This is a genomic window from Streptomyces gardneri (assembly GCF_006539185.1).
GTDB classification, from domain to species: Bacteria; Actinomycetota; Actinomycetes; order Streptomycetales; family Streptomycetaceae; genus Streptomyces; species Streptomyces gardneri.
Genome location: NZ_BJMN01000016.1, coordinates 63,544 through 74,205 on the forward strand (window position 1 = coordinate 63,544; position 10,662 = coordinate 74,205).

A 10,662-nucleotide genomic window follows, 5' to 3' on the forward strand; every position below is an offset into this window, starting at 1 on the left:
GACGTCGGCGAGGCACCGTATACAGCGGCTGCGGCACCACGCGCTGAGTCGGCCGCATACCGTACATCCTGTGGAAGACACCGGACCTCGTACGGGCGAGCACCGCCACACCGGCATCAGGGACATTAACCGAGACAACGAGCACATCAGTGAACTGCGTTAAAAGACTCAACAGTTCAACAGAGTGCAACCACAGGCTGCCCGCATCGCGGACCGGCCGACCGTGTCACCGAGATGATCTCCGCCTACGAGATTCTTGCCAGAGCCCCGTTCACGTGTACGCCGACACCTGGCCGCCCGCCGCGTCGCAGGACGCCGAGCACCTTCACCAGGCGATGAACCACCCCACCCCATGTCGGCGACCACGGGCAACGGGCGACAGAAGGAGGATGCATGAACGGACCCTCACGACGCGGCTTATTGGCCATGGCGGGCGCCGCCGCCGCCGCGGCCGCTGCGGCGGTCGCCGCTGTGACGCTGCCCGACCACAGCCCACCCCGCACCCCGTCCCGCACTCCGTCCAGCACCCCACCCCGCACCCAAGCCCCCACCTCGTCCCCGCCCTTGTACAACGGAAATGTCATGCGCCCCGTCTCCCGCGGCCGCCTGCATACGACGTTCGAGTTCGGTGACCTTCAAGTGACCTCCCTGCGTGACGGCTACGTCGACATGTCGCCCACCCTCCTGCGCGACGAGAAGGGCGACGTCCTCGACGAACTGCCCGGCGCTGTCCCGCTTGTCGACGGCAGCCTGCGCCTGTCGGTCAACGCCTTCCTCGTCACCGGCCCGACCGGCTCCGTTCTCGTCGACACCGGCGCCTCCAACGCCTTGGGCTCCACCACGGGCTCGCTCCTGGATGCCCTGGACGAAGCCGGGATCGACCGCGCGTCCATCACGGACGTGGCGATCACCCACAACCACGGAGACCACGTCAACGGCCTCATCGCGCCGAACGGCTCCGAGTCCTTCCCCGCACTTGAGCGGGTGTGGATCGGAGAGAGCGACGCCTCAGTCTTCGCCGGCCGGCTCGCCCCCGTCCGCGAGCGCGCCGTCCCCATCACCGGCGAGGTCGCAGTCAACAAGCACGTCACGGCGCTTCCGACTCCCGGCCACACGCACGGCCATACCGTCTACGAGGCCACCAGCAGCACCGGGCGCCTGCTGATCTGGGGCGACACCGTTCATGTTCCCTCGCTGCAGTTCACCGAGCCCAACGTCTCCTGGGGATTCGACGGCGACGAGGCCCAGGCCCGCGCCGCCCGCAACGCCCTCCTCGAGCGGCTGACCCGGCCCGGACACTTCGTCGCCGGCGCGCACCTCGACTCACCCGGAGTGGGACGCGTGACCCGCCACGGCAACGGCTACGCCCTCGAATACGTCGCCCCCTCCATCGCCTGACCCTCTGACCGTCCGCATCTGCCCCCACGGGACAGCCTGCACCCGCCGGTCTCGCGTACCGCCGCCCTTGCCTCCCGGCAGCACACGAGACCGGCGTAGGGCTGCGCCGACCCGCCGGGCCAGCCGGCCGTACCGCTCGCCACCACTCGCGAAAGGACCGCGATGACCACACCACGCTCCCGCCCGTCCGTTCGTTCAGGCCGACGTTCTCTCCGCCAGGCCCTACATGGGTAATTCCGTCGCGGTCGTACTCAACGGCGACGGCCTGACCAGCGAGGAGATGCAGCGCCTGGCCCGGTGGACGAACCCGTCGGAGACCACATTCCTCCTGCCGTCCACGGACCAGGACACGGACTGGCGAGCTTGCTACCGCAGCTGGCCGATGTCCTGGTCGCCTCTGTTGATGTCTCTGATGCTGGTGTGGCGGCACCGTGCCCGACAGCACAAACGAGACGACCGGCACTTCGTACGCCAAGACCCGTACCGAGGGCACCTGGTACCTCCACGTACGCGGCATCGACGGCAGCGGCACGGGTGGGGCGACCTCGCACTACTGCTTCACCGTCGACACCAGCGCCCCCGGCGCGCCGGCCGTGACGGCGCCGCTCACCGGCGGCTCGGCGACGAAGCTGCTGTGGGACACCTCGTCCCTGTCCGGCAGTGGTGGCCTGCAGATCGGCGCCCGCTTCGACGGCGCGTACGCTCCGCCCGAGGCCGACCCCGTCTCGGCGGTCGTCGACCGCGTCGAGGTCATCGACGATGGTGGCCCGGGCGACGTCAGGCAGCAGTCCGAGCCAGCTCAGGCCTACGCCTTGGAGCAGCCCGCAGCCCGCAGCCCGCAGCCCGCAGCCCGCAGCCCGCAGCCCGCGCGGCCGAGGCTTGCGACGCCTTCGCCCCGCCCTACATCGACTCGGCCACGGGCGAACTGGTCGCTCCGGTCGTCGAGTCGGCCTCCGCCGATGAGGCGACTGCCCCGATCCAGGTGACGCAGGCCCCCGCGGACGAAGGCAGCGGGTCTGCCCGTCGAGGACACGGAGGAGGGCACCAAGCCCGACGACACCTCGAGCGAAACGGAGACTCCGGCGCCTCCTGCCGACGGGTCCGTGGAGACCACCGGTGTGGAGTCGTTCGAGATGCCCAAGGACACCACGGAGACCACTCCCGCCCCTGACGGGCCGACCGTCACCGAGCAGGTCGCACGGCGCACCGAGGTGGTGGAGCACAGCGTCACCACCCTGGAGTCCGTACGTGACGAGGTACTTCAGCTGACGGAGGCGGAGCTGCCCGGCGTGAGCGGACTGCGCATGGCGTTCGTGGACGCGGCGGAGAACAGTGTCGTCGTGGAGTCCGGGACGGCCGCCCCCGCACTCGTCGCGGCCTTGGGTGAGCGCTACGGCATCGACACCATCGCCGTGAGCCTCACGTCCGGTACCGGAATGGCAGAACCCCAGGCGGACCGCCAGTGGGACACGTCGCCCTACTACGGCGGGGCGCGCATCTTGTCGTATCTGACCACCACCTCCAAGACGTGGTGCACAGCGGGCTTCGCGTGGAAGTACATCGGCAACTGGCACATGGTGCCCCCGGGTCACTGCACCACCGCCAACGGGGGCATCATGAACCCCCAGCGGGAGCGACTACGTCGGACCCGTCGGCCGGGACAACTGGGCCAACAATTCCGGCTCCGTGAAGCTCCCCGGCCAGAGTTGCTACTCGGGCGACCTGGCTTTACCTCGTCGACAGGGCACGGGAGGCATGATGACCGGCGAGGTGTGTGGGTGGCAGGTGACCGCGACCCAGGCAACCGTCCATTACGACAACGGAACCACCGCCAGGAACATGGTCGTAGCCAGGAAGACGTCCGGATCCTGCACCGTCAAGGGGGACTCCGGCGGCTCGGTGTACACCGTCGACGGCAGCGGACCGGCGTACGCCAAGGGCATCCTGTCCGGCGGTGGTGGCGGAAATGACAACAGTGGCGGGTTCTTCGACCCCTGCGAGCTGATCTTCACTGACATCGGGCTGGCCAACAGAGCCTTCCCCGGCACCGTAGCGTGGTACTGACATGCGCCGAGTCCTTCTCGTCCCATTGCTGGCGGTGGCCCTGGCCGGATGCTCGTCCCTCGGTCAGGACACGCCGTGTACCAAGGCCGACGCAGACTCCGATGTCTCCGCCGTGTGGCAGCCCGCCGACTTCGGCGGCCGGGACGCGGTGAGGATCCGTCTATGTGTGGACGGAACCTGCGAGGAGCGGACGTCGGGCAGTCCCGATGACCCGTTCGCGTCGCTGTCGGTCCGGCTCCCCGACGACATCGGTTCGTCCACCGTGCAGGTGCGGCTCACCGTGACGTCCGCGAAGAGCGGTGACACGGTCGTCGAAGACAACACCCGGGCCAAACTGACGGAGCAGCACCCCAACGGCACTTCTTGTCCGCCCACCGTCTGGACGGCGACGTTCCGCGCGCACCCAGACAAGGGCCTCACTTCACCCGAGGGCATGAAGCTGCAGGGGTGAACCGCTCTACGTAAGCGCCCGGCCCCCTGGCACCACCGGAGGGCCGGGCGCTTCGAACTGGTGCAGGGGGTCAGTGGCCGGAGCACGGGGGTGAGCCCTTCGCAGTCGCCGCCGATCCCCGCTCTTCGGCACGTCTGCGAGGGAAGGCCCGGCTCATGACAATCCGGGCCATGGCCTTCCTGTTGGTTGAGACCGCCTTCGCCGTTGTAGGACCGATCACCCGTACAGCGACAGGGACGGCGGTGAGCCGCCTCAGTCCATTCATCGGTCATGACCGGCGGCAACGTGCACGAACCATCCTGGCGACCCGACTGTGAACTGTGAGGCCAGATGACTGATCCGTAGGAACCTGAGACCTCCCGGTCTCTTGAGAGTGTCACGGTGATCCAGGGAACCCAATTCCACATTTGCGCCTCGGCGTACGAGTACACATGACCGACGAGTCCGGAGTCGACGACGGCTGTGCCAGTCACTGTCACATGGAAAGTCTGTCCTGCGTCCAGGGCAACAACTGCCTCGATCTCCGGGTATGGAACTTGATCGGCGTACCCGCCTTCCACGCGTTCCTTAGAAGTGCACTCCCACAGCCCAGCCTGGCAGTTCGTCGCCCTTGCGGAAGTACTGCCCTACCGTGAGCGCTGACGCCTTGGCCGCCTGGGGCCAGATCAGGAACCAGATCGACTGGACTTCCGCGGCCGGTGAGGTGCCGGCCCGGGTCGAGCCCAGCGTGGACGGCCTCGCCACCTGGTGCGGGGGAGGGGGCCGTTCCGCGGAACTCGCTCGAGGCCAGCGATTGCTCGCGGCGTTAGGACGCTTCTTATGGATCACTGGACAAATGCCGAGCTACCGGTGATGTGATGGATCCATGCGACCTGAGCGTGACCAGGAACCACATCGAGGTGTGGCATGACCGTGCGCTGCCGTCGGGACCTGAGTGGATCGGGTTCTGGACGGTGCTGCGCGGCTCGCTCCTGCCGGTCCTTATCTGGACTGTGGTGGCGTGCTTCACGTACTTCGTTTACGACCCGGTCGTGACGGTGGTCCTTGGCGGGCTCTTCGGCTTGTCGTTCCTCGTGGGATTCGGGCTGCGCCGTAGGGCAAGGCACTCGGTTCGCTGCAGCGCCTACGGTGCGCTGGGCGGAGTGCTCGACAAGTCCATGGTCGGGTTCTGAGCCGTTGCGGCGCGGGGCGCCTGTCGTTGTCCTGAGCGTGTTGACCGACGCCCAGTGGGCCGGGATCGAGCCCCTGCTGCCGGACCGGACTCCTCGCCGGGGAGGACGGTGGCGTGACCACCGGCAGGTTATCGATGCCATTGCCTGGAAGTACCGTGCAGGCTCTCCGTGGATGGACCCGCCTGCGGAGTTCGGCTCGTGGAAGGGTGCCTACAGTCGTCTGCGGCACCAGCAACCTGCCCGACATCGACGGCGCGCCCGGCGGCACCCCTCCACGGTTTCGGCATCCTCGCCGACACGCTGAACGAGCTCCCGCCCGCGCTGGGCTTCGGCGTCGTCAACCCGATCCGCGAGCACTGCTTCGTCCCGGCCGTCAGCGTCATCTCCCTGCGGGACCCGGCCACCCACGACGACCTCTACACCCCGATCAGCCAGAAGCCCCCGGAAGACGCCGAGGGCACGGTCCCGGTCTCTCTGGAATCAGAGACGGGCCAGCTCGTCGTCAATCAGCTCTCCTTCGGGCCGGCGGGCACGACGGACTTGCCCCGCCCCGGCGTCTACGACGGGCACGCGGCATGGAGCGGGCGCGAAGCCACGGCTGCCTACTACAACACGTGCACCCAGCGCGGTGCCGAGGAGCAATGGGACGATCAACAGATAGGAGCAGCGTGGAGAAGTGCCCCACGGCTGAGCAGTACACCCTCGACCTCTGGTTCGTACGGGAATCCGAACCAGAGGGCGAGTGGGACGAATAGCTGCGCCCACCAGAGCATCAAGCGCCTTCTCCAGTTCCCCCTCCATTTCCGCGGCCGCGTCCGGACCAGGGATCGGCGACGTGGGCGGTCGCGCAGCACCTTGACCACCAGCAGCCCCGGCCACCCTGACCCTGTCCCGGTCCAGGGTTCCTTGATCCCCGCGTGACCGCCCTCGCCGGTAGCACTCTCAATCCCTCATCCTGTCGGATCAGGATGTGCCCTCGGGGGCGAGCTTTCAGGGCGTCCAGCTCGCCTCACTTACCGGCGGCGGTCACGGGCAGCCCGGACCGTTCGGGTTGACGTTGCAGCTCACCTGCCAATTGCTCCAGGAGCCGTTGGTGTAGCGCACCCGGAACCAGTAGTTGTCGTCGCTGCCGATGGCCGCGATGGTGAAGTTGTAGGGGTTGTCCTGCAGATAGCCGATTTCGATCCCGCTTTTTACCCACCCGCCCATGGATACCCAGCCGTTCCAGGAGCCGTCGGTGTAGGTCCAGTTCGTCCACACCGCATGATCGGCGCCGACGACGAACTCTTCCTTCGTCCCGTCGGGGAACTTCGTGGTCGAGATGCCGTACTCGCAGAAGAACTTCTGGCTCTTGTTCGTGCAGTAGGTCGCCGCCTGCGCCGGCGCCGCCGCGACACCAACCCCGGCGAAGGCGGCCAGGGCCGCAACTGCCGCGAGGGCACTCTTGAATCTGCGCATGTCCATGTTCCTTTGCATAGTGGCGTGGTCGTGCCGGGAAAGAGGGTGAGCCAACGCCTCGACGTCCCCGGCATGTCAATATCCTCGACCTCTCCTCTAACGCCACGCTGGCGATTCGCTTACGTCAGCGCGGGACGAGTTCGCGCGCCACATGGGCCGCGAGCAGCGCGTTCGTCCCGGCCCCGTTCACCTACCGGCGTCTGGACGCGGTCGTGGTCGGCATGTCGACAGCGCACGCAAGCTGCCCCAGCGTCGCCGGGCCCGAGTCAGGGCGCGGCTTGTCGTGCTGGTCGGGGAGTGGCGGGTACGGATGGCCGAGGAGATGGGCGACACCAACCCGCCGGTGACGCCCATGATTGCCAGAGGCGACCAGATGGTCGTCCCGCAGCCTTCGAAGGTGACGTACGGCACTGCCGACTTCAACGCGGGCGGCAGCCGATGGAGGGACTGCTGGGCGACAGATTGCGGCCCACGCGCACAAGGAACGACCCGAGAACCTCGGAGTAGCACCGTGGACCAGCCCGGTGTGGCCCCCGCGCGCCGGGAGCGGTCCACGGTGATCGGCTGCGGAGTCTGCGGGTGTGGTGGCACGCTGAGTTGGGACGAATGGTGAGGGTTCGTGCGAGGTGACAGGCGGCAGATTCAGACGGCGCTACTGGGCAGCGCGGACTCCGAGGAGCCGCTGATTCTCCCGCTGGAAGCGATCGAGCTGGACGCCTTTCGCCAGCAGCACGATCACGACACGTTCTGGCGCGGGCTGCTACTCGGAGGCTGCGTGGTGCGGCTGACCACGAAGCTCTACACCGATCGTGTCTGCCATTTCGCCCATCTTCCCGGTCTGGACGGCTGTCGCATCACTGCGGCCGCAGCGCCCGGGGTGCGGCCAGTGCCGACCACCTGTATGTGAAGTGCGCCGCCCGGGCCTGGCTGCGCAGCCGCGAGGAGGAGGCCGACTTCGACTTCGCCCGGCCGGGCGGCGTGGCGATCGGATCGGTGGTCGACATCCGGTTGAAGACCCGTGGGCTGCGCGTGCACCTGGACCAGGCGGTAGCGCCCGTGTGGGATGAGGACGGCGTAGAGCCGGTGCTCGGAGCGCCCCCGTGCTCATGCCTACGCCCGCGGCGTCCACTCAGCCGCTCCCCGTGTGCTGCGGGGCGCGGAGGTCGCCTCCGCCGTGCTCGCGCACCGCGATCCGGGCCAGTTTCGTCAGCATCATGCCGTTTCGGATCCGGACGGCGTAGTCCATGGGGAGTCCGTGCATCCGGGTGCCGGGGCCCCGCAGGGCGTGCCAGTCCAGGACGAAGAGCGTGTTCTCGCCCCAGGGGATCAGGTTCATGGCGATGCGGGCCGCGCCGAAGGGATCCGCCTTCGCCTCCAGCTCCAGACGGCGCTGCGGTTCGCAGATGCGGACGACGCAGATGTCGTCGAGGGTCAGCGGGCCGAGGCCGACCCGGACCCGCAGCCGGGCGCCCACGTCCGGCCAGTGCAGATCGGCGTCGAGGACCTGTTGGGTGCCGGTCACCCATTCCCCGTAGCGGTGGCCGTCGGCCAGCAGGCTCCAGACCTCGGACGGCGAGCTGAGGACCAGACGGCGGTTCCGGGCCACACCGACCACGCTCCTTCTCCAGGGCAGGCACGACACGCCTCAGCGGCTGCTCGGCGTGCTCATCGACCGTAGCCGCGGGGTGCACAGCACGCACCCGCAGCGGATCCGCCTCACCGGGGTGGCTCTGGTGCCGGTGAGGTCGGGTCGGGTCAAACGAAGGGCGGTAGCCGCATTTGGTACCAGGAGGGGCCCTCCGGGCCCGCCTGGTTCACCCCGCCCTGCGGGCGAGTGCAGGTGGCGGTAGCGCCGAGGCGCGCCCGCCGCACCATGTTGCCGGTGCGATCGGTCGTGGCCAGGGAACATGGCGGGCATGACCACTGATCATCCCGCTGAGCGGGGCGGTGCCGGACGCGACCGGTTCGCGGCGTTCTCGGATGGGGCGTCGAACGTCACCAGCTCTCCACTGTTCTACTTCCTGTGTGTGCTTCTGGTCCTCGGCACGTTCGCGCTGCACTTCGTGCACGTGCCGTTGTCCTGGTTGATCTTCGCCGGAGATGCCATGGCGTCGGTCAGCCTTCTCTTGCTCGCTCTGCTGAAGAACACCGAACGGCGTGACACGCACGCAGTGCAACGCAAGCTGGACGCGATTGCCGCGGCGCTGCTGGAACAGCGCGAGGGCACGAGCCACGAAGCGGTTGACAAGCTGCAGCGTGCCATCCGCTTGGATGAGAATCAGTGAGGGCTCAGACCAAGGGTCCACCGCGGACGTGTCCTAAACGTTCCTGCCGTGCTGGCCTCCTGCGTCGCCAAGAGGGGCAGCCGTGGCTGCGCGGAAGGCCGCCGGCGCGATGGGCCACGCCGCCGCCATTCCGATGTGCGAGGACGAGGAGTGGTAAGAGGCGGCGGCGGGGATCATGGTCGAGGTGATCTGGCACGCGTGCGTCGCTCCCGGCCTGCCTCCGCTGGAGGGGCGCCGCAACAGTCGTGACCAGCTAGCACACTTCATGGACGGCGAGATGCCAGCACAGTGGCGTTGCCGGCCTGTCGCTGCGGGCCAGGTGGTCAGAAGAGGGCGTCCTGGTCGGGTTCTGGCCGAGGCAGATCGGCGACGTCCTCGCCCCGCCATTTCGCCTCCAGGTGCTTGCGCCACCCTTGCGGCGGGGGGAACGGGATGCCCCACTCCGCTAGCTGCTTCTTCGTCCACCCGCCGTTCTCGGTCATCGCGGCGGTCACTTCGTGAGGGGAAGGTATATAACTCGGCACGTGCTCATCATGCCCGGCTCCGCCCCCATCCGGGGCGCCTTCGCCGCCCCGGCATGGTCGGCGCGTTTGGTCGACGGCCGTGGTCCGGAACGTCGCTGCCCGCGCCGAGGAGATCCGGCTGGTACCTGAGACGCGGCCTGTGCGGGAAGGCTTGGCGCCGTGCGACCTGAATGCTGTGCTGTGTTGCGCTGCGCAGTAGACGGCGAGCCCCAGCCGTTTCCCGTGACCCGGCTGGAGGCTCGCCCCGGAGAAGGCAGCGGGTGTCAGCCGTCGGTCTTCACCTTGGCGGTGGTGGGACTCGTGGTGGCGGCCGTCGGGGGCTTGAGCTGCACCCAGCCGGCCTTGCTCGGCGCGCCCTCCTCGTTGAGGAGGAAGAGCATGTAGTGGCCGGGTGGCGCCGCGGCGGCGGTCGGTGGGGCCTGAAGCTCCAGGAAGTTGCCACCGTGGCTCTTGATGCGCAGTTCGACGTGACGCTGGCTGGTGTTGATCGAGTGGGTCGCCGTGGTTGGTGCCAGCAGGACGGCGCGGGTGACGTCGCCGGGTGTACTCGTACTGACCGTGATCTTCTCGTTGTAGCCGACGCTGGGGTTGAAGATCAGGCCGAGCGCAGGGCGGCTGCCCTGGTGGAGGTAGGCCGGCTCGTAGATCTCGATGCTTCCGTTGTTGTTGTCGGTGATGTCGGGATCGTTGGCGAGCTGCTGGAGCTCGTCGCCCGTGATCATGACGCGGCCGTCCGGGAGGACCACGGCGTTGGAGTGGTAGCCGCGCGGCAGCCGCTGGACGGGGCCGAGCTTCCAGTCGCCGTTCTCGTCGCGCAGTTCGACCTGGCGGTACTTCAGGTCGGCGTTGGGGTTGTACGGTCCGTTGCCGTAGTCGCGGATGTCGAAGGCGCCGTTGACGGTGAGCAGGTTGCCGTTCGGGAGGAGCAGGGTGTCGTCCTGGGTACGGCCGAAGGCGCGGGGCTTCTCGGTGTTCCACTTTCCGCCGGCCAGGCGGTAGGTGTTCGGGTCGTTGCGGTCGCCGCCGAGGACCAGGACCGAGTCGGGTCCTCTGAAGCCGGCCGGCAGGGGGACCGCGGAGCCGTAGTTGCGCCTCCACTCGCCGCCGTCCGGGCCGGGCTTGTCCTTGTTGATGTCCGGGCGGTTCGGCAGGTCGGTTTTGGTGTCGGCGGTGGTGTCGAAGAGCCATTGCTGGTCCACGGAGCGGCCGAGCCCGTAGATCTTCCCGTCGCGCAGCGAGAACAGGTGCGGGTAGTCCCATTTGAACGGGGCTTCGGTGGTGAGCTTGTCCACCCCCCAGCCGATCGGCTT

12 protein-coding genes and 1 pseudogene are annotated in these 10,662 nt (G+C 68.2%); 8 read left to right on the forward strand and 5 right to left on the reverse strand.

Annotation, left to right across the window (positions count from 1 at the left end; translation table 11 throughout):
• Positions 1 to 393 precede the first annotated feature (393 nt).
• Both SGA01_RS14245 and SGA01_RS41995 read left to right on the forward strand, forming a co-directional pair.
• On the forward strand, positions 394 to 1,398 hold the full coding sequence (locus SGA01_RS14245; protein ID WP_229918370.1) for an MBL fold metallo-hydrolase: 1,005 nt from the start codon (positions 394 to 396) through the stop codon (positions 1,396 to 1,398).
• A 226-nt stretch (positions 1,399 to 1,624) separates the two neighbouring features.
• Positions 1,625 to 1,699, forward strand: a pseudogene (locus SGA01_RS41995) (hypothetical protein); the annotation flags it as partial.
• A 249-nt stretch (positions 1,700 to 1,948) separates the two neighbouring features.
• Here the strand turns inward: SGA01_RS41995 and SGA01_RS42000 are convergent.
• Positions 1,949 to 2,152, reverse strand: a complete 204-nt coding sequence (locus SGA01_RS42000; RefSeq protein WP_141296866.1) for a hypothetical protein — start codon at positions 2,150 to 2,152, stop codon at positions 1,949 to 1,951.
• Between the two features lie 1,031 nt (positions 2,153 to 3,183).
• On the opposite strand from SGA01_RS42000, the gene SGA01_RS14265 reads away from it, so the two are divergent.
• The 4 genes from SGA01_RS14265 (at position 3,184) to SGA01_RS42875 (ending at position 5,389) form a co-directional block, all read left to right on the forward strand.
• Positions 3,184 to 3,462 carry a hypothetical protein gene (locus tag SGA01_RS14265; protein ID WP_141296868.1) on the forward strand — a complete coding sequence of 93 codons (279 nt, stop codon included), beginning with the start codon at positions 3,184 to 3,186 and terminating at the stop codon, positions 3,460 to 3,462.
• Position 3,463: 1 nt separating this feature from the next.
• Positions 3,464 to 3,913 carry a hypothetical protein gene (locus tag SGA01_RS41035; RefSeq protein WP_167534095.1) on the forward strand — a complete coding sequence of 150 codons (450 nt, stop codon included), beginning with the start codon at positions 3,464 to 3,466 and terminating at the stop codon, positions 3,911 to 3,913.
• 878 nt (positions 3,914 to 4,791) lie between these two features.
• Positions 4,792 to 5,085 (forward strand): hypothetical protein, encoded by a 294-nt coding sequence (locus SGA01_RS14275; RefSeq protein WP_229918369.1) that lies wholly within the window; start codon positions 4,792 to 4,794, stop codon positions 5,083 to 5,085.
• 37 nt (positions 5,086 to 5,122) lie between these two features.
• Entirely contained in the window at positions 5,123 to 5,389 is a 267-nt protein-coding gene (locus SGA01_RS42875) for a transposase (RefSeq protein WP_359105632.1), read from the forward strand.
• A gap of 722 nt (positions 5,390 to 6,111) precedes the next feature.
• Here SGA01_RS42875 and SGA01_RS14285 read toward each other — a convergent pair.
• Positions 6,112 to 6,543 (reverse strand): DUF8189 domain-containing protein, encoded by a 432-nt coding sequence (locus SGA01_RS14285; RefSeq protein WP_141296872.1) that lies wholly within the window; start codon positions 6,541 to 6,543, stop codon positions 6,112 to 6,114.
• A 619-nt stretch (positions 6,544 to 7,162) separates the two neighbouring features.
• Between SGA01_RS14285 and SGA01_RS42005 the strand changes: the two genes are divergently transcribed.
• Positions 7,163 to 7,450, forward strand: a complete 288-nt coding sequence (locus SGA01_RS42005) for a hypothetical protein (RefSeq protein WP_229918368.1) — start codon at positions 7,163 to 7,165, stop codon at positions 7,448 to 7,450.
• Positions 7,451 to 7,672: 222 nt separating this feature from the next.
• Here the strand turns inward: SGA01_RS42005 and SGA01_RS14295 are convergent, their stop codons facing one another.
• A complete protein-coding gene (locus SGA01_RS14295; protein ID WP_141296873.1) occupies positions 7,673 to 8,149 on the reverse strand; it encodes an SRPBCC family protein in 477 nt (158 codons plus the stop codon).
• Between the two features lie 310 nt (positions 8,150 to 8,459).
• On the opposite strand from SGA01_RS14295, the gene SGA01_RS14300 reads away from it, so the two are divergent.
• Positions 8,460 to 8,828 (forward strand): hypothetical protein, encoded by a 369-nt coding sequence (locus tag SGA01_RS14300; protein WP_141296874.1) that lies wholly within the window; start codon positions 8,460 to 8,462, stop codon positions 8,826 to 8,828.
• A 323-nt stretch (positions 8,829 to 9,151) separates the two neighbouring features.
• Here the strand turns inward: SGA01_RS14300 and SGA01_RS14305 are convergent, their stop codons facing one another.
• Together SGA01_RS14305 and SGA01_RS14310 are read right to left on the reverse strand one after the other, a co-directional pair.
• Positions 9,152 to 9,322, reverse strand: coding sequence for a hypothetical protein (locus SGA01_RS14305; protein ID WP_229918367.1), 171 nt, complete (start codon positions 9,320 to 9,322; stop codon positions 9,152 to 9,154).
• Between the two features lie 293 nt (positions 9,323 to 9,615).
• The coding region (locus SGA01_RS14310; protein WP_141296876.1) for a galactose oxidase early set domain-containing protein at positions 9,616 to 10,662 on the reverse strand (1,047 nt) is incomplete at its 5' end.

Bases quoted from the DNA above. Each gene is read 5' to 3' on its own strand.
- SGA01_RS14245 (WP_229918370.1), top strand. From the start codon at position 394: ATGAACGGACCCTCACGACGCGGCTTATTGGCCATGGCGGGCGCCGCC.
- SGA01_RS42000 (WP_141296866.1), bottom strand. From the start codon at position 2,152: ATGACCTCGACGCGGTCGACGACCGCCGAGACGGGGTCGGCCTCGGGC.
- SGA01_RS41035 (WP_167534095.1), top strand. From the start codon at position 3,464: ATGCGCCGAGTCCTTCTCGTCCCATTGCTGGCGGTGGCCCTGGCCGGA.
- SGA01_RS14285 (WP_141296872.1), bottom strand. From the start codon at position 6,543: ATGCGCAGATTCAAGAGTGCCCTCGCGGCAGTTGCGGCCCTGGCCGCC.
- SGA01_RS14300 (WP_141296874.1), top strand. From the start codon at position 8,460: ATGACCACTGATCATCCCGCTGAGCGGGGCGGTGCCGGACGCGACCGG.